Here is a 23833-nt window from a genome sequence, read left to right on the forward strand (position 1 = left end):
GCCTGTTTAGCGCTTGAGTGCGCCAACAAGATCGATCCAACCCGACTGATCCATTGACATCGTTGTCACCAACTCCTACACAGGCCCGTACTCGCCGACGGCATCGGACGCTCGGCGAACCTTTGAGGATTGAATGTGGCTGCGACCTCGCGTTCTGCTCACACTGCTGTCTTGCCCACTTGCCCCGCTGCCACCGGCTTCATCGCTGCCGATGTCGGTGGCACGCATGTGCGTGTCGGCCACGTGGCGTATGCGGGCAACGCAGAGATCGAGGTGTCGCACTACCGCACTTATCGCGGCAGCGAGCACGCCAGTCTGGAGGCGATCCTCGGCGACTTTCTGCAGCAGGTGCGCGGCGTCGATGCGGTGGTGATCGCCAGTGCCGGTATTGCGCTGGACGATGGCAGCTTCATCAGCAACAACCTGCCGTGGACAATTTCGCCCAGCCAGATACGTCACGCGCTTGCAGTGCGCAGCGTGCATCTGGTCAACGATTTCGAAGCGGTTGCCTACGCTGCGCCACAGATGCAACAACGCGCCGTGCTGCAGCTCAGCGGGCCGACGCCACGGCATGCGCGCGCCGCCGGTCCGATCCTGGTGGTCGGTCCCGGCACCGGGCTTGGTGCTGCAGTGTGGATCGATGCCAAGCCTCGTCCGATCGTGCTCGCCACCGAGGCCGGCCAGGTCGCGTTGGCCAGCACCGACGACAGGGAGCTGCAACTGCTGCGGATTCTGCTGCGCGGCCAGCCCTATCTGCCCCTTGAGCATGTGTTGTCCGGCCCCGGCCTGCTCAATCTCTACAACGCCGTGTGCGAACTGCACGCGGTGCCGCCACGCCATCGCCTGCCTGCTGCGATCACGCATGCAGCCCTGCACGAAGACGATGCGGTGGCGCGCGACTGCCTGCACAGCTTCTGCGCATTGCTGGGCAGCGCGGTCGGCGATATGGCGCTGGCCTACGGCGCTGCCGGCGGCATCTATCTGGCCGGCGGGATCCTGCCGACGATCGGGCAGTTTCTGGCCAACAGCACTTTTCGCGAACGTTTTTTAGCCAAGGGAAACATGCGTGCGCTGCTCGAGCGCATCCCGGTCAAGCTGGTCGAGCACGGGCAGCTGGGCGTGCTCGGCGCGGCCAACTGGTATCTGCAACAACACGTCCACGTGTCGTAAGCGATCCACCACGCGTTTGTGCTCCCCGCAAAACGCGCGACATCAAGACCCGCATCCGGCGAGCTGTCGCTCGCCGTCCATCCCTGTGCGTGATGAGGAGAGACATCATGAAATACAGCACCACCCTGCTGTCCAGCGCGATCGCATTGTCGCTGGCATTCGCGGCGCAAGCCCAGGACAACGGTGACCCGCAAGCCACCGACCTGGACGCCGTGCAAGTCGTCGGCATCCGCGCGAGCCTGGAAAAATCGCTCGACACCAAACGCAACAACACCGGTATTTCCGAAGCGATCACCGCCGAAGACATCGGCAAGTTTCCCAGCACCAATGTGGCCGAAGCGCTGTCGCAGATTCCCGGCGTGACCCTGGACCGCCGCTTTGGCCAGGGCGAACGGGTCAGCATCGACGGCACCGACCCCAGCCTCAATCTGTCGTTCCTGGACGGGCATCCGGTGGCGCAGGCGATCTGGTTGTATGGCGAGCAACCCAGCCGCGGTTTCGATTACACCTTGCTGGCACCGCAGATCCTGGGGCGTGTGGAAATTCTCAAATCCTCCGAAGCGCGTCTGACCGAAGGCAGCCTGGGCGGCACCGTGTTGATGCACACACGGCAACCGCTCGATCTGGAGGTCAACGAGGTCGCTGCCTCCATCGGCTACAGCTACAGCGCGCAAGCCAGCCAGGGCAAACCGAATGCGGCACTGCTCTACAGCTGGAAAAACGCCGCCGACACCTTCGGTATCGCGGTGTCGGCGCAGCATTACGAAGAACGCGTCGACCGCCGCGGCATGGAAGTGTTCGGCTACGCACCGGCCAGCAGCTTCGCCAATGCGGCAGGCAGTGTCCCCGCCGACGCGGACGTGCCCAATTCGATCAATGCGGCCTGGTTTCAGCAGGATCGCGAACGCGACAGCGCGGTGGTCAACCTGCAACTCAAGCCCAGCGATGCGCTGGAGTTCAACCTCAGCGGCCTGTACATCAACGAGAATTTCGACAACTACAACCAGTCGATGTACAGCTTTCTGACCTGGAATCCCGGCACGGTGGCGGCAGTGGACCAGCTCGGCGGGCTGCGCAATGGTGTGGTGACCAGCGGGCATTCCAGCGCCAATGCCGACCCGCTCGGCGGCACAGTGATCTACGACAACAACGTGCGCGAATCCGAAGTGACTACCAAGGGCCTAGACCTGCGCGGTGCGTTTCGCGGCGATGGCTGGGGCCTGAGCGGGCAGCTCGGCCAGAGCAAGTCGGAGAACAAGGACCTCTCGCAATACTTCATCGAGCCGTTCTACAACGGCGGCTTCAGTTGGGATACGCAGCGTGGTATTCGCTTCGACGATCCGGCGCGCGCGCGCGACTCGGCCAGTTGGGGCTCGGCAGGTGGCTGGTTCGGCAATAACGGCATCTTTTCGACCGAAAGCAAGGACACCTATGGTCAATTGGATCTCGCTGTGCAGTTCGACAGCGTGTTCAATCAGTTGCTGCTGGGCGTGCGCCACGGCAAGCACGAGGAGCGCTTCGAGCTCAATGTCTATGGCGGCGTCACGCCGGGCACGCTGGCCGATGTGGGCACGATCGGGCTAACCGATCTGCAGGACTTCTATCCCGATCATGGCCAGCATTTGCAGGCAGGTCGCAACAATGTGCTGAACTGGATCCGCAACAGCCCGGTCGACTACGGCGCGCCGGACCCGTCCAGTTATCTCAACAACACCTGGGCGCTGCAGCAGACCAATAACGCGGCGTACGCGCAGCTGAATTTCTCCGGCGGCGGTCTGCGCGGCAACCTCGGGCTGCGCTATGTGGACTCCAAGACCGAAGGCAGCGGCTTCGTCTACAGCGGTACGCCGTCACTGCTGAATGCCGACAGCCTGTGGCAGACCCGCACCCGCAAGGAAGACTTTCTGCTGCCTTCGCTCACGCTGGCCTACGAGGCTGCAGACAACTGGGTGTTTCGCTTCGCTGCGGCCAAGGTGATCGCCTGGGCACCGTACAACCAGATGGTCAACAACACCTTCCTCAACGACACCACGCTGACCGGCAGCGGCGGCAATGCGGAGCTGTCGCCGTACGAATCGTGGAACTTTAATCTATCGGCCGAGTACTACTTCGCACAGCAGTCGGCGGTGGCGTGGTCGGTGTTCTACAAGAAGATCGACAACTACATCGACACCAGCGCCAGCGTGGAGCGCCAATACAACGCGCTACGTGACACCGCACCGCAGAGCTGGGCGCAGTTGGTCGGCAGCAATGGCTGCAGCGCAGATGGCTATTGCGATTACAGCATCCAGCGGCCACGCAATGCCGGCGACGGCAAGGTCAAGGGATTCAATATTGCGTTTCAGCAACCGTTCGGCGACAGCGGCTTTGGCCTGACCGCCAATTACACCTATGCCAATGGCGAAAACAACACCGGCGATGCGCTGCCTTACCAGTCGCGCAACAGCGTTGCCTTCAGTCCGTACTACGAGAAAGGCCCGCTCAATGCACGGCTGACCTACAACTGGCGCGACAGCTACCTGGCCGGCGGCTACGTGGCCGGTGCGGCACCGGCGAGCGTGGATGACTACGCCGAACTCGGCGCGAGTGTCGGCTATACATTCAGCCCGAACTGGTCGCTGCAGATCGATGCACAGAACCTACTGGACGAGGAATACCTGCAGTATCTCGGCGACAAGCAACACCTGGCTGGCCGCTACAAGAGCGGGCGCCGCTATATGGCGAGCCTGCATGTGAAGTTCTGAGGGTATGACCAAAGCCCGCGCGCAGCGTCAGCGAGCTGCGCCCGGGCGGCATGGAGCCCACCCACGCGGCGGGCTCCAGGTATGCCGCCCGCACCTGTCTGACAAGCGCTCAGCAGGCTTTTAGAGGCGTCATGCGGCTGCATGCGCTGGCCGCTTCGATGCGATCTGTCTGAGCGGCCAGTGGATATCGATCCGCATGGATCAGCGCGTCTGGTGATCACCTCGACCCTGGCGCATCCGGCACCATTCAACCGCGCAACGCAGCCACCCGCTGCGACAACTTCTTCGCAGACACGCCCGACTTGGCACCCAGCTCCTGCGCGAACACCGAGACGCGCAGCTCTTCCAGATCCCAGCGCAGCGACTCCCACTCTGGACGCTGCTGCAAACCGCGTGCGGCGGCATCGCCCAACGCATCCACAAACGGTTTGAGTTCGAGCATGCGTGTCTGGTCGCGAGCCGGATCGCGCTTGGCCCGCTCGGTGCGCAGGATCATCGCCTTGAGATAACGCGGGTAGTTGGCCAGCGCCTCGGCCGGGGTCTCGCGCAGGAAGCCGGCATGCACCAACGCGCGCAACTGCTGCTCCATATCGTCCAGATTGCCCCGCGCCCAGCCCATCAACGGCGCTTCCAGCAAGGGCTTGAGTTCGGCCACGGCGCCGAGGATGCTTTCGGCCAGTGTCAGGCGTTCCATCGCCTCGCCGAACAACCGTTTGATCGCATCGTCACGGCGTTGCGCAAAGGCACCCGCGTCGCGAATCGCGCCCAAACCTTCCGCCAACACCGCATTGAGCGCGGCATCGACCAGATCGCCGCGCAGCCGCTCCTGCGATTCGATCGCCGCGTACAACAACCCGGTTTTGGGCGACACCGGCAATTGCTTGCGCGCCTGCTTGATCTTGTCGGCAAGCGCGATTTCCAGCAACCGACGCACGCCGCGCGGATGCGCCTGCGCCGCTTCGTTGCGGTCGGCAAAGATGCGTAGCGCTGCGTCTTCGCCCTGATCCACCAACGCCGGATACGCCGGCACACCGGCCTCGCCCGACACCTGTTCGGGGATCGGGGTGGCCGGGAAATCGCGCAAGCCCTCGGCAGCCAGGGCGCGGCCCGCACGTGCGGCAAACGCCTGCCCTGCACGCTCGCCGAAGCGTGCGCGCAGCCCGTCCAGATCGCGCGACTCGGCCAGCACCTTGCCGTCGTCATCGCGCAGGCGCAGGTTCATCAGCAGATGCGTGTCCAGCGCCTCCTCGTCGAAATCCAGCGCCGCCACCTGCGTGCCGGTGGCCTTGCTCAGAAAGCGCGCCAGCTCGCCACGGATATCGTCGGCCGACGCAATGCTGTAGGCCTCGTAGAACGCGCGCCCGAAATCCGGCGCCGGCACATAGTTACGGCGCTGCGCCTTGGGCAGGCTACGAATCAATGCCGATGCCTTGTCGGCAACAAAGCCAGGCGCCAGCCACGACAGCCGCGTTGGATCCAGCGCATTGAGCAGATGCAACGGCACATCCAGGGTGACGCCGTCATCGATGGCCCCCGGCTCGAAGCGGTAATGCAACGGCAGCCGCGCATCGCCAAGGGGGAAATACTTCGGGAAGCGATCGGCCTCGCTGCCTTCGCCCGGCAGCAGATCGTTCAACGACCAATGCAGGCTGCGGCGTTTGTCCGGCGGCAAGGTCTTCCACCATGCATCCAGGCCACTGGCCGAATGCAGTTCGGACGGAATGCGATCCAGATACCAACGTGCCTGCCACTCTTCGTCGGCCACGATGCCGGCGCGACGCAACTTGGCTTCTTCTTCGCGCGCCTGCTCCAGCACCTTGAGGTTGTCGGCCACGAACGCCGCGCGCGTATTGATTTCGCCCGTCACCAGGCCCTGACGCACGAACAGGTCGTGCGCGGCGGCCGGGTCGATCTTGCCGAAATGCACCGGCTTTTTCGGCGCCAGCACCAGCCCGAACAAGCTGATCTGCTCGGAGGCGACCACCTGCCCCTGCGCACGCGACCAATGCGGGTCGAAATGCTTGCGCGCCAGCAGATGCGGCAGCTCAGCGATCGCCCAATCCGGCTCGATCGCGGCATTGGTCATGCCCCACACTTTTTGCGTGTCCAGCAGCGTGGCGGCCAGAATCCACGGCGGCGGTTTGCGCGCCAACGCCGAGCCGGGGAACGGCACGAACCGGCGTTGCCGCGCGGCGAGAAAATCGCCTTTTTCGGTGCGATGGCCGATCTGCGTCGGCAGGCCGGCCAACAGCGCGCGGTGCAGTGCCTGATACGCCGCAGCGCGTTCGCGCTCGCTGGTCCGTGCCGATACTTCAGCGGCTTCGGCCTGCTTGTTCGTAGCTGCGGCGGTGGTGCGTGCAGGTGGCGCACTTGGCTCCGGCTTACCTTCGCGCGCCAGACGCGCGGCGCGATGCAGCTGCCCGCGCGTCGGACGGTTAGCGTTGTGTCCGTCCTCGCGCGGCGGTGCGCTGGCACCGGCCAGCAGCGGCGCCATCATCACCCCGGCCGGTTCTTCGCTCCAACCGAGTTCTTCGCACAGCAGGCGTAACTGCCGATGCAGTTCGCGCCACTCGCGCATGCGCAAGAAACCAAGAAAATGCCGGTTGCACCAATCGCGCAGCTTGGACTGGGTGAGCTCTTCATGCACCTGCCGGTACGCCTCCCACAAGCGCAGGATGCCGACGAACTCCGAGCGCGCATCGGCAAACAGCGCATGTGCGTTGTCGGCGGCCTCGCGCGCTTCGGGCGGGCGCTCGCGCGGATCCTGGATGCCCAGGAATGAAGCGATGACGATCATCTCGCGCAGGCAGCCGTGCTGCTGCGCGGCCACCAGCATGCGCGCCAGTTTGACGTCCACCGGCAGGCGCGCCATCTGGCGGCCGGTCGCGGTCAGGCGGCGCTCGCCATCGATCGCGCCGAGCTCCAGCAACTGCTGCCAACCATCGGCCACCGCACGCTCGTCCGGCGCCTCCAGAAACGGGAAATCCTCGATCCGCCCCAGGCCCAGCTGCAGCATGCGCAGGATCACGCCCGACAACGACGCGCGCCGGATTTCCGGGTCGGTAAACGCTGGCCGGGCGGCAAAGTCGGCTTCGGCATACAGGCGGTAGCAGATGCCCTCGGCGATGCGCCCGCACCGGCCCATGCGCTGGTTGGCGCTGGCCTGCGAAATCGGCTCGATATGCAAGCGGTCCAGCTTCTGACGCGGGCTATAGCGCTTGATGCGCGCAAAACCTGGGTCCACCACATAGCGGATGCGTGGCACCGTCAGCGAGGTCTCGGCCACGTTGGTGGCCAGCACCAGGCGCCGACGCGGGCCCGGATTGAACACCCGGTCCTGGTCCTGCGCAGACAGCCGCGCGTACAACGGCACCACTTCGGTTTCGCGGTATTTGCGCCGTTCCAGCGACTGATGCGCATCGCGGATTTCGCGCTCGCCGGGCAGGAACATCAGCACGTCGCCGCGCGGGTCGATACGGGTGATTTCGTCGATCGCCGCCACGATCGCATCGTTAACGGTGCGCTCGCCATCGCGGCCGTTGCCTTGCTCGCCGTCGCTGTCAGTACCGGCGTCGCCTTCGAGCGGGCGATAGCGCACCTCGACCGGGAACGTGCGTCCTTCCACACTGATCACCGGCGCATCGTTGAAATGCTGCGCGAAACGCTCGGTGTCGATGGTGGCCGAAGTCACGATCAACTTCAGATCGGGGCGCTTGACCAGCAACTGCTTGAGATAGCCAAGCAAAAAATCGATGTTGAGGCTGCGCTCGTGCGCCTCGTCCACGATGATGGTGTCGTAGGCCGACAACCAGCGGTCGCTGGCGATCTCGGCCAGCAGGATGCCGTCGGTCATGAACTTGATCCGCGAGTCTTCACCAACCCGGTCGGTGAAGCGCACCTGGAAGCCCACCGTGGTGCCCAACGGCGTCTTCAACTCCTCGGCCACGCGTGCGGCCACCGCACGTGCGGCGATCCGGCGCGGCTGGGTGCAGCCGATCATGCCGGCCGCCCCGCGCCCCGCCGCCAGACACAGCTTGGGCAGCTGGGTGGTCTTGCCCGAGCCGGTTTCGCCGGCAATGACCACCACTTGATGATCGCGGATCAACGCGATGATGCGCTCGGCTTCGCGCGCGATCGGCAGTTGCGTGTCCAGCGTGATGGCGGGCTGCTGCTCGGCGCGCGCCTTGCGCTGCGCCTGCGACGCCGCCAGCGCCTGCTCGAAGGCCTGGCGCAGCTGCACGTTGCCGGGTTTGCCTTGCCAGCGCGACCATAGGCCGAGCAAGCGGCCCCGGTCGCGGCTCATGCCGCCATCGACGGCGCTACGGCCCTCGCGCAAGGTGGTGGCCAGGTCGGTATCGATAGCGCTCATTGATGAAAAAATGTGAAAGATTGAATGACGAGTGATCCTTTAGAGTGACTATTGTGACCCGATATCTGTTCCCTCAGGAGGACCATTCCCATGTCCAAGAAAAAGAACGCCAACAAGCCCGTCGTCATCATTGACGGACCAGACGCCTTACCGGTTGCCGCCGCATCGGCCCCGCACATCGATATCGGGATCAAGGACGGCGATCGCAAGAAGATCTCCGACGGTCTGGCCCGCTACATGGCTGACGCCTTCACCTTGTATCTGAAGACCCACAACTTCCATTGGAACGTCACCGGGTCGATGTTCAACTCGCTGCACACCATGTTCGAAACCCAGTACACCGAGCAGTGGGCCGCACTGGACGAAGTGGCCGAGCGCATCCGCGCCCTGGGCTACAACGCGCCGGGCTCCTACAGCGAGTTCGTCGCTTTGACTTCGATCCCGGAAGAACAGGGCCTGAGCGATAGCGCCGACTGGCGCGAGATGGTGCGCCAGCTGGTCAGCGGCAACGAAGCGGTCTGCCGCACCGCACGCAAGGTGCTAGGCACCGCCGACGACGCCGGCGACGACCCGACCGTGGACCTGCTGACCCAGCGCCTGCAGACCCACGAAAAGTACGCATGGATGCTGCGGTCACTACTGCAGTAAGCACCTCTCTCCACGCGCCGGCATTGTCAGGCGCGGGACACAAAGCCCCTCTCCCCTCGGGAGAGGGGTTGGGGTGAGGGTACGGAGCGAAGCTCAAGTGCCCCACCGAACGCGCGGCCACCGCCTATTTCCTGCGCCGTGCGCCCGCCCCAGCACATGCTTAATGTGCGCATTTTCCCGGCGCGCCCCATCGCTTCGCGGCAATCCCCGACCCGTCATCGCGCAACACCGCCGGCATGACACCGGCCAAGACGTGACCCGCGCGGTATCCTAGACGGATGTCTTCCCCCGCCCACGAACTGCTCAGCCGCGTCTTCGGTTACGACGACTTCCGGGGTCCTCAACAGGCCATTGTCGAACACGTTGCCGCGGGTAACGATGCCCTGGTGCTGATGCCCACCGGTGGCGGCAAGTCGTTGTGCTACCAGGTGCCTGCGCTGCTGCGCGATGGCATCGGCATCGTGGTCTCGCCGCTGATCGCATTGATGCAGGATCAGGTCGACGCCTTGCGCCAGCTCGGCGTGCGCGCCGAATTCCTCAACTCCACGCTGGATGCGGAAAACACCCAGCGGGTCGAGCGCGCCTTGCTCTCGGGCGATCTGGATCTGCTCTACGTCGCGCCAGAGCGCCTGCTGACGCCACGCTTCCTGTCGTTGCTGGAGCGCAGCCGCATCGCGCTGTTCGCCATCGACGAGGCGCATTGCGTCTCGCAATGGGGCCACGACTTCCGCCCCGAATACCGCCAGCTCACCGTGCTGCACGAGCGCTGGCCGCACATCCCGCGCATGGCCTTGACCGCCACCGCCGATCCGCCGACCCAGCGCGAGATCGCCGAGCGTCTGGATCTGGTCGACGCGCGCCACTTCGTCAGCTCCTTCGACCGCCCCAACATCCGCTACACCGTGGTGCAGAAGGACAACGCGCGCAAGCAGCTGCAGGAGTTTCTGGGCCGCCATCGCGGCTCGGCCGGCATCGTCTACGCCATGTCGCGGCGCAAGGTCGAAGAAACCGCGCAGCAGCTGTGTGCGCAAGGCTTCAACGCCCTGCCCTACCACGCCGGTTTGCCGGCCGAGGTGCGGGCGGAAAACCAGCGCCGCTTCCTGCGCGAAGACGGCATCATCATGACCGCCACCATCGCCTTCGGCATGGGCATCGACAAGCCCGACGTGCGCTTCGTGGCGCATGTGGATCTGCCCAAATCGCTGGAAGGCTACTACCAGGAAACCGGCCGCGCCGGCCGCGATGGCGACCCGGCCGAGGCCTGGCTCTGCTACGGCCTGGGCGACATGGTGCTGCTCAAGCAGATGATCGAACAGGGCGAAGCGGCCGAAGAACGCAAGCGCCTGGAGCGCGCCAAGCTCGATCACCTGCTGGGCTATTGCGAATCGATGCAATGCCGCCGCCAGGTGCTGCTGGCCGGCTTCGGCGAGACCTATCCCAAGCCCTGCGGCAATTGCGACAACTGCCTCACCCCGGCGGCCGCCTGGGATGCCACGGTGGCTTCGCAAAAAGCGCTCAGTTGCGTGTACCGCAGCGGGCAGCGTTTCGGTGTGGGCCACCTGCTCGACATCCTGCGCGGCAGCGAGAACGAGCGCATCAAGCAGCTCGGCCACGACCAGTTGAGCACCTATGGCATCGGCCGCGATCTGGACGAGCGCACCTGGCGCGGCGTGTTCCGCCAGTTGGTGGCCGCCAGCCTGCTGGAGGTCGACAGCGAAGGCCATGGCGGTCTGCGGCTTACAGATGCCAGCCGCCAGGTACTCAAGGGCGAGCGCCAGGTGATGATGCGCCGCGAGAACCCGGCTGCCGGACGCGAGCGTGAGCGCGGCACGCAACGCACCGGCCTGCCGGTGCAGCCGCAGGATCTGACCTTGTTCAACGCCTTGCGCGGCTTGCGCGCAGAGCTGGCCAAGGAACAGAACGTGCCGGCGTTTGTGATCTTCCACGACAGCACGCTGCGCAACATCGCCGAACAACGGCCCACCAGCATCGATGCGCTATCGCATATCGGCGGCATCGGTGGCGGCAAACTGGCCCGCTACGGGGCGCAGCTGATCGAGATCGTGCGCGAACAAGGCTGATGCAACGGCGTGTGTCATCGGCATACCAACGCTGGCACAAAAATCCGCAAGATCGACAGCGCGCATTCAATCAGCCGTTGCTAGTTTCACAAGGCGATCTGGCACGCGCTGTCAGTCCCTCATGTAGAGTCCAATCGATGAAACGCAGCCTGCTTCTCCTGGCCACTCTGTTTGCCGCTGGCGGCGCGCTCGCCCAGGCCGGCGACGGCAGTGCCGAGCCGGTCACGGCGCGCTCGCTCGATCTGAGCATTCCGCAGGCACCGGTGCAGTACCGCTCCGATCCCGAGGTCCCCACCGATCCGCCAGGCACCTTTTACGGCGACAAAAGCGGTCCCCAGCCTGCGTTGAGCCGGCCCAGTGCCGCTGCCATCGCTGCCGAACGCGCCGAGCAATGCCAGGGCAAGCTGCATGGCGCAGTCGAAACCGGCATGGGCTATGCCAGCCGCGGCGGCAACAGCAACTGGCAGGCGGTCAATCTGAATTCCTGCAAGACCTATTACGACGACGACGGCAAGGCGCACCAGATTGGCGTCAGCATCAGTGTCGGGCGTGGCGAAGGCCCGATTTTCGGCCCGCGTTATGGGCCTGGCGGCTACGGTCCCGGCCCGTTCGGCTGGTAACCATACGGCCCCGTCTGCGTTGACGGAGGGTTCACCCCTGCATCGCTGAGAATGCGGCTTGCCTTACGAGACGCGCTCATGTCACAGAACAAGGAACGGCCGGTTGTCTTCGTCGTCGAAGACGGCGATGGCACCCGACAACTCAGCTGCCTTGTGCTGGAGAGCTATGGGTTCACCTGCCGCAGTGCAGGCTCGGTCGAAGAAGCGCTGACCCTGATCGAAAGTGACCCGCGCATCGACGTGCTGTTTTCCGATATCCACTTCCCGGGCGGCCTGACCGGTGTGGATCTGGCGGTCAAGACCGCGCAGGCGCCATACAAGCTTCCGGTATTGCTCACCTCCGGCCTGGCGGTGGAGTACGTGGAAGAGATCCTGCCCGACGGCGTGGCCTTCCTGGAAAAGCCTTACACCCCCGAGCAATTGCTGACCGCCATCCGCAGCGTAATGGCCAAACACCGGGTGCTTCCCACCCCGGTGGCCTGACGGCGGCCCACAATCCCGGTATGAAATGCCAGCCTTCGCGCCATGCGCCGGCCACGGGGATTGATCAACACACGTTTGTGCCAAGGATGCGGCGCCATCGCCCGCCTGCAAAAGCCGCTCAGTCAGCCAAACGCTGCAGGGTCTGCTTGCACGATCTGCGCCAGACATTGCGCTTCGACACCAATACACCGAACGTCCATCGCATGACGCATGACGAATGCAACGTGCAAAGAACATTTGAACCACGCATACGTCGTATTTCACGCGATCAAGCACGCCGCTCGCTAGGCTGGTTCGAATGCAGCGCTTTGCTGCCAAAGAACTCAGGAGATCCCCATGGGCGACAACTCGTTTCTGTCACCGGCTTTCATCATCTTGGTCGTTGCGATCATCGGCGTGGTTTTCTGGCTGGTGACGCGTGCCAAGAAAAAGCGCAACAAGAAGTAAGCGACCCCGGCATCGGTTAGAAGGCAGCGAGTCGTCGCATTGCCTGCAGGTTGCCGCCAGCGTTGAACGCCAGCGGCACACTCAAAAACGCTCGCCCGCCGGCAGGTAGCGCCATTCGCCGATCGCCAGTTTGCCCAGCGAGATGCGGCCCACGCGCAAGCGCCGGATGCTCACCACGTCCAGCCCGACTTCCTTGCACATGAAGCGCAGTTGCCCGGGCTGCACATGTTTGATCGCAAAGCGCAGCCGCTCTTCGTTCTGCCAACTCACCTTGCACGGCGACAGGCTGCGCTGCTGATAGACCAGGCCGTGCGCGAGCCGTGCCATGCCGTAGGGGCGCAGCTCGCCGCTGACTTCCACCAGGAATTCCTGCTCGATGGAGGTTGCATCGGCGCTGAGCCTGCGTAGCACGCGGCCATCCTGGCTCAGGACCAGCAAACCGCTGGCCTCATCCTCCAGCGGCAATGGCGCGCTCAGACGCAGGAAATGCCGTTTCAGCACGCGTACGTTGGCCTGATCCAGACTGCTGCGCGCGGCCGGCACGGCCAACCCCAACGCGGCCTCGGCCGTCATTCCGGCAGGCTTGTGCAGCAGCAACGTGGCTGGCTCGGCAGACGCAAGCACCGCATCGGCTGCCAGCGTCACCTGCGGCGCAGTGGCCAATGTCTGTGGCTCCTCGACTACCACACCGTCCACGCTGACCCAGCCGCCTTCGATGTACTGCTGAGCCTCGCCACGCGAGCAGCCGAACAGCGCGGCAACGCATTTGTCGAGACGGATCGGTTCGGACATCGGACGAGCTCAGCATCAGGGCACGGCAGTGTACGTGCTGGGTCCGTGGATGCGCGAGGTTGGCCTCATTGGCGCGGCGCTGAGGCTCTGTCAACATCTGGGGAGTACGTCGGCATCCATGGTGAACGCCAACGAATCAGCGCCGTCGCTGGGGTACCCATGCAGGCTTCGCCCGGCACGTTGCTGCCATCGCGCTTCTGCCGCACCCGACAAAATGGGAAACTGGGCGCTCATACAGGAGCTTGCAGATGTTCATCAAATTCGGCACAACCCGGATCCGCCTTGCCCATATCTCCGTCGTCAACGACCCGTTCAACGCCGGCGAGAGCTTCGGTTCGTATTGCCACTCGGTACGGGTCGGCCTGATCTCCGGCGACGAGGTCTTCGCACGCTTCAACAACGAGGCCGATGCCGAACAGCTTTACGCCAACGTCCTTGCCGCGCTGGAGAGTTGAGCGCAAGACAACACCCATCGCGCCATGCTTGCTGCGCGCGACGGCGCGATGGATCAATGACTCGCTAAAAAGTAGCCGGCACAGGCCGGCTCGCGATGTCCACGGGCAGGCTGCTCCGCTGCCCAGCAGCAACCGAATCGCTCGCGGCATTGAGGCATTCGCAGCAATCTTGTGGTTCTCATCCGCCCATACCGCACACGTCAGCGAACTCGACCATTCGTCAGTTCCAATCGTTGGCTGTGCGCGCTGCGTTATCCAGCTCAGCGCGTCGGTAAAACGTCGGAAAATCGTCCTGCCATTGGCACGCTTCGATCCACCAATGACGCATTAAACAAGGCGTTTTTGGCGGGATGTCAGGTAGCGGCGGACAGCTGTCGGGAAATTTCTTCCACGTCATGAATCCGCCATAAGTATTTCCGAATACAAGCCTTTAGCTCCTCACTCTCCGGCCGCTAGCTGGGCAAGACGCTTGAGTGGATGCACCCCGCATTCACTGAGCCCTTCAGCTGCACAACCTGGATGCGGTGATGAACCAATATCTGCAACACCTCAATGTCGGCCGCCGCTTGGGCGTGGCCTTCGGCATCTTGATCTTATTGTCCGGCCTGCTTGTGGCAACCGGCCTGGTCACCATGTCCACCGCCCGTCTCGAGTTGGACACCATCGTCAACAACAACATGGAGCGGATCAGACTCTCCACCGACATGCTGGACGCCAACACCAACGTGGCGATCGGCCTGCGCGACATCGTCATGGTGTCTGGCGATGCTGCCAACCGCAGCGCAATGGAGATGATCGAGAGCAACCGCGCCCGTTATAAAGCCGCGCACGATGCGCTGGCAGCCATGCCGAGCACCGACGGCGAAAAGAACGCGCTCAAGCTGGTGCAGGAAAAGCGCGACATCTCGGTCAAGTACAACAACCAGATTCTCGAATACGGCATTCATGATCAGAACCAGGAGGCGCAGGCGCTGTTGCAAGGCGCCGCAGCGGTGGCGATGAATGAACAGCAAGCCGCCATTCGCGCCAACGCAGCACTGGAAAGCCGCCTCAGCAAACAGGCCTATGCCGCAGCGGTGGCATCGATGCATCGCGGCAAGGTCACGCTCGCCAGTGGCGGCATTGCCGCGTTGGCCATCAGCGCCCTGCTTGCGTGGATGATCACGCGCAGCCTGACCATGCCGCTCAGCCAGGCCACCCGCACTGCCGAGGCCATTGCCGCCGGCAATCTGCAGAACGACGTGCACACCACCGCCACCGATGAAACTGGCCGCCTGTTGCAGGCAATGGACAAGATGCAGTTGCAGCTGCGCAACCTGATCGCAGCGCAGACCGACATGGCCAAGCATCACGACAATGGCCAGATCAGTTTCCGCATCGATGCCTCGGCATTCCCCGGCGATTACGGGCGCATGGCCAACGACACCAATTTGCTGGTCGCCTCGCATGTGGCGGTGCAAAACGATCTGGCCCGCATCATGGGGCGTTACGCCATCGGCGAACTCTCCGAAGACATGCAGCCACTGCCGGGCGAAAAAGCCGCTTTCAGCGACACCATGTCGCAGGTCAAGCTCAATCTGTCGGCGATGAATCATGAGATCAAACATCTTGCCCAGTCGGCCGCCAATGGCGACTTCACAGCGCGTGGCGATGTCGAGCGTTTCCAGTTCGATTTCCGCATCATGGTGGAAAGCCTCAATCATCTGATGTCCACCGCCGATGGCAATCTGCAGTCGCTATCGTCGTTGCTGCAGTCGATCGCCGCCGGCGATCTCACCGCACGCATGAGTGGCGAGTTCCGCGGCGTGTTTGCACAGATGCGCGACGATGCCAACGCCACCGCCAGCCAGTTGGCGCAGATCGTCGGCAACATCCAGCAATCGGCGGTCTCAATCAACTCGGCCGCCAGTGAAATCGCTGCCGGCAATCAGGACCTGTCGCAGCGCACCGAGCAGCAAGCGGCCAACCTGGAAGAGACTGCTGCCTCGATGGAAGAGCTGACGTCCACCGTCAAACAGAATGCAGAGAGCGCACGCGAGGCCAATCAGCTCGCGATCGGCGCCGCACGCGTGGCCTCGCAAGGCGGCGAGGTGGTGAGCAAGGTCGTCCAGACCATGACCGGTATCGAAGCCTCGTCCAAAAAGATTGCCGACATCATCAGTGTCATCGACGGCATCGCGTTCCAGACCAACATCCTTGCCTTGAACGCCGCGGTGGAAGCCGCGCGTGCCGGCGAACAGGGACGCGGCTTTGCGGTAGTGGCATCGGAGGTGCGCACGCTCGCACAGCGTTCGTCTGGCGCGGCCAAGGAAATCAAGGGGCTTATCGACGATTCGGTGCAGCGAGTGGCCGAAGGCTCGGCCTTGGTGCACAGCGCTGGCAAGACCATGGGCGATGTGGTGGCTAGCGTGCAACGCGTGACCGACATCATGAGCGAGATCTCTGCGGCCTCGCAGGAGCAGTCCGCCGGCATCGAGCAGGTCAACCAGACCATCACGCATATGGACGAGGCCACCCAGCAAAATGCCGCGCTGGTGGAAGAAGCCACGGCCGCCGCACGCTCGATGGAAGAACAGGCTGTGCAGCTCACCGACGCGGTGGCGATCTTCAAGATCGATGCACGGCAAACAACCCAGGCACAGACGCGCGCGGCAGCACCGGTCGCGCATCTGTTGAACAAGGTCCGTAGCGCCTGAGGAATTGGCGGTGAACCCAGCGCTGCCCTCAACAGCGTCGTCGGCGTGGTTCCACTGACGGCACTGGTTGGGGCCTGCATAGATCCGCCCTCGGAATGTCGTCTACGAAAAGCGTCTGGCAAGGCGCTTTTCGTTGTTTCCGACCGTTTAAACCGCGGCCACGCAGATCACGTCCACAACTGCAGGCCTGATCAGTTGCTAGGCGCGGTCGCGGGTATATATCCCGGGGATGTAACGCTCCATCAGCGACTGTGGATACAACGGTGACGTAAACCCGTAGCGCGCGTATAACCCGTGCGCATCGCTGGTGGCCAGGCTGAAACGGCGCAATCCCTGCAGCTCGGGGTGTGCCATGACCGCATCCATCAGCAGCTTGCTATAGCCCTTGCCTTGATGCTCGGGCAGCACGAAGACATCGCCCAGATATGCAACGGTTGCGTAATCGGAAACCACCCGCGCGAACGCCACCTGCACGCGCTCCACAAACCCGCCAAAGCACAGTGAATTGGCGATGGAGCGCTGCAGCAGCGACAACGGGATGTCCCTGGCCCACGTGGTGTGCTGCGACAGATAGCGGTGGATCATCGGCACATCGAGCTCGGACTTGTCGGTGGTAATGCGCAACGGCGGCATGACAATGACTCCAGTCATATGGGGGGGTCAGAGTAGCGCAGCATGCGATGGCAGCAGCAACAAGGCGCACAGCACCAGCATGAACACCGCGATCAATGCATCCAGGACGCGCCATGCGCGCGGATCACGAAAGGCCGGCTGCAGCAAACGCGCGCCATATCCCAAGCTGGAGAACCAGGTAACACTGGCAAGGCACGCACCCGACGCAAACGCCCAGCGCAGCTGGCCTGGATAGCGCGCAGACACGCTGCCCAGCAGCACCATCGTGTCGAGATAGACGTGTGGATTGAGAAACGTGAATGCCAGACAGGTCAGCATGGCGCGCTGCCAGGATTGCGCGTCGCTTGCTGCCGGTGCCAATGCTCCCTTGCCATGCCAGGCCCTGCGTGCAGCCAGGATTCCGTACGCTGCCAGGAACGCAGCGCCGGCATAGCGAAGAACTTGCAGCACGCCCGGCCATTGCTTCACCAACGCACCGATCCCGGCGACGCCCAGCACGATCAGCGCGATATCGCCGGCTGCGCAGATCAGCACGATCAGGCCCACATGCTGACGCTTGAGCCCCTGCCGCAACACAAACGCATTTTGTGCCCCGATCGCAATGATGAGACCTGCGCCAGCGATCAAGCCGGCCGCTGCTGCCTGAACGAACATATGCATCTCCCGAGAACCAGGCCTGCATCGTGATCGCAGCAAGCGATTCAGAAAAACTAAATATTCTGTAGGCTAGTTAGAACTTCTAATCCAGTGAAGAGATGCCATGGATCTGCTGCATCCACAGCTGGCGGCGTTCGCGGCCGTGCTGGAAGAAGGCAGCTTCGATGCTGCTGCGTATCGGCTGTCGGTCACTCCCTCGGCCATCTCGCAGCGCATCAAGGCACTCGAAGACCGGCTTGGCCAAGTGCTGGTGATACGAAAAGCACCCTGCCGCCCTACCCCGGCGGGTGAACGCCTGTTACGTCGGGTACGACCGATGCAGGTACTCGAAGCCGAGGCAATGGCCGACTTCCTGCCCGGCGACGGCGCAGCTGGACATCCACGCACCATTGCCATCGCCGTCAACGACGATTCACTGCAGACCTGGTTCCTGGCTGCACTGGCGTCCTTGCATCAAACGCATGGGTTCCTCTTCGACGTCCATGTGGACGACCAGGACCACACCCTGGAATTGTTGCGTGCCGGCACCGTGCTTGGCGCCGTCACCTCGGAGCGCAAGCCGCTGCAAGGCTGCAATGTCGACGCATTGGGTGTGATGCGTTACCACGCCATCGCATCGGCCGCCTTCGTTGCAAGGTATTTCGAGCAGGGTTTCAACGCTACGGCGCTGACGCGCGCGCCGATGCTGGTCTTCAACCGAAAAGACACGCTACAGGCTCGCTTCGTCCGCCGCATCACGCGCGCGCAGGTGGCGCCACCGGTGCACTATCTCCCCACCTCGACCGGCTTCATCGAAGCTGCCGCGCGTGGACTTGGATGGTGTCTGGCCCCGGACTCGATGGTCGTTCCGGCAGTCCGGGACAAGCAGGTGGTCATCATCGATCCCACGCGCTGGCTCGATGTGCCGCTGTACTGGCAATGCGCGGCAGTGCGCTCAAGTGCCTTGCACCATCTCAGTCAGGCGCTGAGTAAGGCGGCAGCTGCCAGTTTGCTTGGCGGCAGGCAGTAGCTTTTGCCGTCGCGTGCACCCGCACGATGCCTCGATCCGGCAAAGCGTTATTCACTCGCTTCGGCTGGCCTCGACAATTTTTAAAAAGTGCGGACTAGCCTGCGCTTGTCTGCTGCAGCAGCGCCAATGCGGCCTGCAGATCACGCAAGTGGAAGGGCTTCTGCAAACCGTGCCGATGCTGGAATTTCTCGGGGATGCCCCCAACAGAATAGCCAGTCACAAAAATATACGGCACTCCGCGGGCATCCAGTTCCTCGGCGATCGGAAAGGAATAGATGCCGCCTAGATTGACGTCCAGCAACGCCAGATCAAGATTCCCCTTCTTCACTTCCTCAAGCCCGGCATCCACGTCTCCCACCGTTGCCGCGATCTCGTATCCCAGTTCGATCAAGCAGTCTTCCAGCAGCATGGCAACCACGGATTCGTCTTCGACCAACAAGACGCGCCCGGTCACGTGTGCGCCTCGACCAGCTCGGCCGGCAGCGGCATGCAGACACGGAACGAAACGCCCGCAGGGTCGAAAACGAGTTCGACATCGCCCTTGAGGTCGTGCTTCAAACCACGTTCCAGCAATCGGGAGCCGAAGCCTTTGCGCGTTGGTGGGCGGACAGCCGGCCCGCCGCGTTCCTGCCAGACCAGTTCGAGCTGCGCGTCTGCATCCTGCATTCTGCGTTCCCACGCGATCAGCACGCTGCCTTCCGGAACAGACAGGGCGCCATGCTTGAGCGCGTTGGTACACAGCTCGTGCAGCGCCATCGATAGTGCCAACGCCCGCCGAGGATCGAGCCGGCATGATTGGCCCTGCAGCGCGAAGCGCACGCCATCGTGGGTTTCATACAGTGCGGCAGCATCGCGGGTCAGCTCGAGGATATCGGCACTGACCCAGTTCTCGCGGGTAAGCGTGTCATGGGCTCTGGAGAGCGCCAGCAGACGCGCATCGATCTTTTCTTGCGCATCCGCAAGGCTGGTCGCGTTATTGAACGACTGGCGAGCCAGCGACTGCACCATGATCAGCGAATTGTTGACGCGATGATTGAGCTCGTTGATCAGCAACTGCAGGTGCTGCTCATGCTGTTTGTGCTCGGTGATGTCACGCGTGGCGCCGGCGATCGCCTCCACCTCCCCATCAGGCCCAAAGACCGGTGTAAAGATGTACTCGTACACACGCAGGCCCTTGGTGGTATGCGGAAACGGCACCTCGCCTCGCAGCGGCTGGCCGGTCGCCTTCACTTGCTCGATTTCGGTATCGTGCATCGCCGCGTGCCACGGCTCGTAGCCAATTTCAAGGCAGGTCTTGAGGTGCGCCTCTTCCCAGCGCATCCCCCACATCGTCAACAATGCCTCGTTGGCGTAGATAAAACGATGCTGGATATCGAACACGTACAGAAGGTCCGGAGTCGCTTGTAGCAGCGCCTTGTAGATACGCGATTTCGCGGCGTCTTCCTGCTGGTCGGCCATCACGTCATGGACTCCGGATTCGATCCGCACAATAAACCGGTAACCGTGAACAAAAAATCATGCGGCCGCCACTGCAACGTTGATTGGCTGAGCGGTGTAACGATGCGGCGTGCAGGGAGCCATGCACTATCTCTCGCAGCGGCATCGCGTCAATAAACAAGCGCTCAAGACATTCAAACCCTAGGCCTCGGCCGGATGCCAGAACTCCTTGGCAGGACCGTGCGGCAATAGCGCGCAGTCGCCGTGCAACGCCGACCCTGCTAGCCTCTCCGCTTCCGTTGTTACAGCCTGATTCCGTCATGAAAAAAGCCGTAGTTCTCCTGTCCGGTGGCATGGATTCCGCCGCCGTCGTCGCGCTCGCGCAGGAACAGGGCTTTGCCGTGCACGCCCTAAGCGTGCGCTACGGCCAGCGCCACACCTCCGAACTGGACGCGGCCGCACGTGTGGCCACCGCGCAAGGGGTCATCGCCCACAAGGTGGTCGACGTGGACCTGCGCAGCATCGGCGGCTCGGCGCTCACCGCCGACATCGACGTTCCCGATGCCGGCGGCGACGGCATTCCGGTTACCTATGTGCCTGCGCGCAACACCATCATGCTGTCGCTCGCGCTGGGCTGGGCCGAGGTGATCGGCGCCAACGACCTGTTCTGCGGCGTCAACGCGGTGGACTATTCGGGCTATCCCGATTGCCGGCCCGAGTTCGTCCGCGCCTTCGAAGTGCTGGCCAACCTGGCCACCAAGGCAGGCGTGGAAGGCGCCGGCCTGCGTGTGCACGCACCGCTGCAGTTCCTCAGCAAGGCCGATATCGTCCGCAAAGGCGTACGCCTGGGCGTGGACTTCGGCCTCACCGTGTCGTGCTACCGCGCCGACACCGACGGACGCGCCTGCGGCCACTGCGACGCCTGCCGCCTGCGCGCCGCCGGCTTCACCGACGCCGGCATCCCGGACCCCACCCACTACGCCATTTCGTCTTGACGCCGGTGTAGGGTAGAATGCGCACCCCGGCGCACTGCCGGGACAGTGGGCCGTTAGCTCAGTCGGTAGAGCAGAAGACTTTTAATCTTTTGGTCGATGGTTCGAATCCATCACGGCCCACCAATCAAATCAATCACTTGAAGAGCGCCTAAGGCGCTTTTTTTGTGCCTCCGGAAAACTTGGCGGAAAAATGAGCGGCCGGGACGATGTCCCACGGCCACACACGTCGGATGGGATTCACGGCCTGCCTGGTCTGGCGTGGCGGCTTCACAGCCGGGATATCATGCCAATCACGTTGCGTCATCTTGCATGTCATGCGGCGCGGCGCATGCTGCCAATTCTTCCTCGCTGATCACATGGTCCGCGTCTTTTGGGTAGGCAATTGCGTGCACCGTGTTCATCGTGCGGCTCCGTTGGCGCGCGCTTGGCTCCTCAGCCAAATGAAGACTTCGACTGCGGGATCAATATGCATGCAAACATGCAGCCGGCCACGCACGACGCTCTGCGCATCGTCGCCCAACAAAACGTCATCGCAGCAAGGGCAACATGCCGCTGGATCGCCGCGCGCCCGTGTTGCCGGGTGTCATCCGTGAATCGGTGCGCAAGGCTGACAAGCATCATCTGACCGGCAAGCCCAACGAATTGATGCGTCAGCTAGTGCGGATCTGCGAGGCAGATGGGCGCGTGCTCGATCCGTTCGCTGGTTCTGGCACAACGTTTGGTTTCCGCGCAATTAGAGGGCGTCGAGGCGGTCGGCATTGAGATGACAGAACTCTACGCTGAGTAACCCGCAACCGCATGGAAGAGGTCCGGTAGAAAGCCATCTACTCAAATGGCAGTAGTCGCCTAGCTAACGGCTACTGCCACGGATGCATTTATTCAACTCGTCTAGCGCACGATTTACCTGGAATCGTCTGCCAAGTAAGTGCCTCAGTAGATCCCGACCGTGGAATATACGAAATGGTCATGCGATTCCCATTCCTCTTGATTGGCAAAGGGAGTAATCGGTCAACATCGGAGAACAACGGCTTTAATAAGGTGTTGCCCGCCAAATGATCTCCTACTCGCAGTCCGGCGCGCTCGGCATTTGAGCCGGGAGAAACTGAAGCGATCCGGTTTCCTCCAGGCTCTTTTGTATATTGCAAGTCAAATATGCCGATTTTTGTTTTGGCGGCCTCTAAGCACGGCCCGAATGCGCCCGCGACTGGGAAGATGGTGTTTCCGGCTAGCATTGCATCTAAAGCCTCAACACCCTCTTTACCGGCGTGGCGCTCGACGAGTCCTCGCCATTGGGCAAGACCATGTGGCCTGTTCTGATTTGATTCTTCCTGAAATTCTTTCAGTAGCGTGAAGATCGTATCCTTTCCCTGGTTCCTGCCGCGCACGCGAGCATCGAGGTCGGCGAAGTACAGGGCGCCACGTGTGTATGGGACGGTCCAGGCGTCTGGGGACGCCCACATTTCTTTAGGAATAGATGAGTTCGGAATGTTGCGCCTTGAAGTTCCGTAGTATTGGGTCACCTTGGAATTTATCTCACGCAGATAATCCTCTGGCGAAATGAGTCCCGCTTCATACGGAATCAAAATTGCTAAATATTCAGCAGCTCCTTCCGTGAACCAGAGGCTGTCCTCGTCGTCATCAAGGCTTGGCTGAAAGACATGAACAAGCTCGTGAGCAATCAGTTGCTTGAGATTTTCTTTTTTTAATTCTTCATCATGAGTTGGCGCAATATAAAGCAATACTCCATTGGAGTCTGCTCTTCCGCTGTCGAGCGGGCCGCCATCAAAGCTTCTATAAAATGCTCGGAATGAATCTTTTTCGGCGCCAGAAAAGGCTAGTCGTGTGGCTTCATACTCTTTTGCTGACCAAGAAAAGAACTCGTCAAGGTTTATGTCGTTATCGCCCAATCCATAAGCACTGAATTCACGCTTCCCGGAAGATGGTTGAAATTTCCTCAATTTTCCAGCGAGATAAAAAGCATTTCGTATTTCCCAGGACTGACGTGTTGTGGTGACATCCCCTTGACCAAAACTGCTGATTGCCTCGAAGCCATGAGGTAGCTTCCAGCGGAGACGCAAGTCAATGTCACCCTGTATCTGCGGGAGCAGTAGAATGCCATCACCGCTTGTTGTGAAGCCACCGCCCGCAACAATCAGCTCGCGATGGGCTCCGCGCCCATTGGGTGCAGATGGATCCGCTGGAGAGACGGTATAACTTACGGATACTGCGCCGACATTACGTCTATCGCTCGTATAAATAATATTTAAGCCATTATTGCCGGGCGATGAACTCATCATCAATGGCCCCTGCGAATCACGCACTACTAAGTTTTCGACCTTGTCAGTGGAACGTCCAGGTGTCGGCGCGAGGAGATCCCACTCTAAAACTAGTGGCGAGTCATTGCCATTGCCCGACAATGTGTAATTGACGTTTATATCGTGCCCGCCATCCTTAGAGATGATTGGGGAAAGCACGAGGTCTAAGGATGCAGTTTTCGCTACTTTTCCCTCTGTGGAAGGGCTGGCCAGAGAAATGGTGCTCATCAGCGACGCATTGGCGATTAAAAATAGAAATAAAATTTGTCGCGAGCGTCGCAT

General features: G+C 62.2%; 17 protein-coding genes, 1 tRNA gene and 1 pseudogene. 12 read left to right on the plus strand and 7 right to left on the minus strand.

Annotation, left to right across the window (positions count from 1 at the left end):
* Positions 1 to 135 precede the first annotated feature (135 nt).
* Positions 136 to 1170 carry a glucokinase family protein gene (locus tag AC1KVG_RS10285; RefSeq protein WP_481094334.1) on the plus strand — a complete coding sequence of 345 codons (1035 nt, stop codon included), beginning with the start codon at positions 136 to 138 and terminating at the stop codon, positions 1168 to 1170.
* 107 nt (positions 1171 to 1277) lie between these two features.
* Positions 1278 to 3914, plus strand: a complete 2637-nt coding sequence (locus AC1KVG_RS10290; protein ID WP_481094335.1) for a TonB-dependent receptor — start codon at positions 1278 to 1280, stop codon at positions 3912 to 3914.
* Between the two features lie 247 nt (positions 3915 to 4161).
* Here the strand turns inward: AC1KVG_RS10290 and hrpA are convergent, their stop codons facing one another.
* Entirely contained in the window at positions 4162 to 8283 is a 4122-nt protein-coding gene (hrpA, locus tag AC1KVG_RS10295) for an ATP-dependent RNA helicase HrpA (protein WP_481094336.1), read from the minus strand.
* A 90-nt stretch (positions 8284 to 8373) separates the two neighbouring features.
* Between hrpA and AC1KVG_RS10300 the strand changes: the two genes are divergently transcribed.
* The 4 genes from AC1KVG_RS10300 to AC1KVG_RS10315 all read left to right on the plus strand — a co-directional run bounded on the left by AC1KVG_RS10300 (position 8374) and on the right by AC1KVG_RS10315 (position 12115).
* A complete protein-coding gene (locus AC1KVG_RS10300) occupies positions 8374 to 8931 on the plus strand; it encodes a Dps family protein (RefSeq protein WP_006452768.1) in 558 nt (185 codons plus the stop codon).
* A 278-nt stretch (positions 8932 to 9209) separates the two neighbouring features.
* On the plus strand, positions 9210 to 11012 hold the full coding sequence (recQ, locus tag AC1KVG_RS10305) for a DNA helicase RecQ (protein ID WP_115040745.1): 1803 nt from the start codon (positions 9210 to 9212) through the stop codon (positions 11010 to 11012).
* Positions 11013 to 11149: 137 nt separating this feature from the next.
* The gene (locus AC1KVG_RS10310) at positions 11150 to 11632 is read left to right on the plus strand and encodes a hypothetical protein (protein WP_023904796.1); all 483 of its coding nucleotides are present in this window, start codon (positions 11150 to 11152) and stop codon (positions 11630 to 11632) included.
* A gap of 78 nt (positions 11633 to 11710) precedes the next feature.
* Positions 11711 to 12115, plus strand: a complete 405-nt coding sequence (locus AC1KVG_RS10315) for a response regulator (protein ID WP_043910889.1) — start codon at positions 11711 to 11713, stop codon at positions 12113 to 12115.
* Between the two features lie 528 nt (positions 12116 to 12643).
* Here AC1KVG_RS10315 and AC1KVG_RS10320 read toward each other — a convergent pair.
* Complete coding sequence (locus AC1KVG_RS10320) at positions 12644 to 13354, minus strand: rRNA pseudouridine synthase (protein ID WP_481094337.1); 711 nt, start codon at positions 13352 to 13354, stop codon at positions 12644 to 12646.
* A gap of 248 nt (positions 13355 to 13602) precedes the next feature.
* On the opposite strand from AC1KVG_RS10320, the gene AC1KVG_RS10325 reads away from it, so the two are divergent.
* Complete coding sequence (locus AC1KVG_RS10325) at positions 13603 to 13809, plus strand: hypothetical protein (protein ID WP_006448620.1); 207 nt, start codon at positions 13603 to 13605, stop codon at positions 13807 to 13809.
* A gap of 527 nt (positions 13810 to 14336) precedes the next feature.
* Complete coding sequence (locus tag AC1KVG_RS10330; protein WP_481094338.1) at positions 14337 to 16505, plus strand: methyl-accepting chemotaxis protein; 2169 nt, start codon at positions 14337 to 14339, stop codon at positions 16503 to 16505.
* Positions 16506 to 16703: 198 nt separating this feature from the next.
* On the opposite strand, the gene AC1KVG_RS10335 is transcribed toward AC1KVG_RS10330, so the two are convergent.
* Positions 16704 to 17138, minus strand: coding sequence for a GNAT family N-acetyltransferase (locus AC1KVG_RS10335; RefSeq protein WP_481094339.1), 435 nt, complete (start codon positions 17136 to 17138; stop codon positions 16704 to 16706).
* Positions 17139 to 17165: 27 nt separating this feature from the next.
* The gene (locus AC1KVG_RS10340; RefSeq protein WP_481094390.1) at positions 17166 to 17792 is read right to left on the minus strand and encodes a LysE/ArgO family amino acid transporter; all 627 of its coding nucleotides are present in this window, start codon (positions 17790 to 17792) and stop codon (positions 17166 to 17168) included.
* Positions 17793 to 17898: 106 nt separating this feature from the next.
* On the opposite strand from AC1KVG_RS10340, the gene AC1KVG_RS10345 reads away from it, so the two are divergent.
* Positions 17899 to 18804, plus strand: a complete 906-nt coding sequence (locus AC1KVG_RS10345) for a LysR family transcriptional regulator ArgP (RefSeq protein WP_481094340.1) — start codon at positions 17899 to 17901, stop codon at positions 18802 to 18804.
* Between the two features lie 94 nt (positions 18805 to 18898).
* Here the strand turns inward: AC1KVG_RS10345 and AC1KVG_RS10350 are convergent, their stop codons facing one another.
* Together AC1KVG_RS10350 and AC1KVG_RS10355 are read right to left on the minus strand one after the other, a co-directional pair.
* Positions 18899 to 19258 carry a response regulator gene (locus AC1KVG_RS10350; RefSeq protein WP_481094341.1) on the minus strand — a complete coding sequence of 120 codons (360 nt, stop codon included), beginning with the start codon at positions 19256 to 19258 and terminating at the stop codon, positions 18899 to 18901.
* Entirely contained in the window at positions 19255 to 20262 is a 1008-nt protein-coding gene (locus AC1KVG_RS10355; protein WP_481094342.1) for a sensor histidine kinase, read from the minus strand. The genes AC1KVG_RS10350 and AC1KVG_RS10355 overlap by 4 nt, the downstream gene beginning before the upstream one ends.
* Before the next feature lie 299 nt (positions 20263 to 20561).
* Between AC1KVG_RS10355 and queC the strand changes: the two genes are divergently transcribed.
* The 3 genes and pseudogenes from queC to AC1KVG_RS10370 all read left to right on the plus strand — a co-directional run.
* Positions 20562 to 21236: a 7-cyano-7-deazaguanine synthase QueC gene (gene queC, locus AC1KVG_RS10360; RefSeq protein ID WP_481094343.1), complete on the plus strand. Its 675-nt coding sequence runs from the start codon at positions 20562 to 20564 to the stop codon at positions 21234 to 21236.
* Between the two features lie 47 nt (positions 21237 to 21283).
* Positions 21284 to 21359 (plus strand) — tRNA-Lys (locus AC1KVG_RS10365).
* A gap of 411 nt (positions 21360 to 21770) precedes the next feature.
* Positions 21771 to 22023, plus strand: a pseudogene (locus AC1KVG_RS10370) (DNA methyltransferase); the annotation flags it as partial.
* A gap of 88 nt (positions 22024 to 22111) precedes the next feature.
* Here the strand turns inward: AC1KVG_RS10370 and AC1KVG_RS10375 are convergent.
* Entirely contained in the window at positions 22112 to 23779 is a 1668-nt protein-coding gene (locus AC1KVG_RS10375; RefSeq protein ID WP_481094344.1) for a M61 family metallopeptidase, read from the minus strand.
* Positions 23780 to 23833: the final 54 nt, after the last annotated feature.

This window comes from Xanthomonas sp. NCPPB 3959, assembly GCF_056675575.1.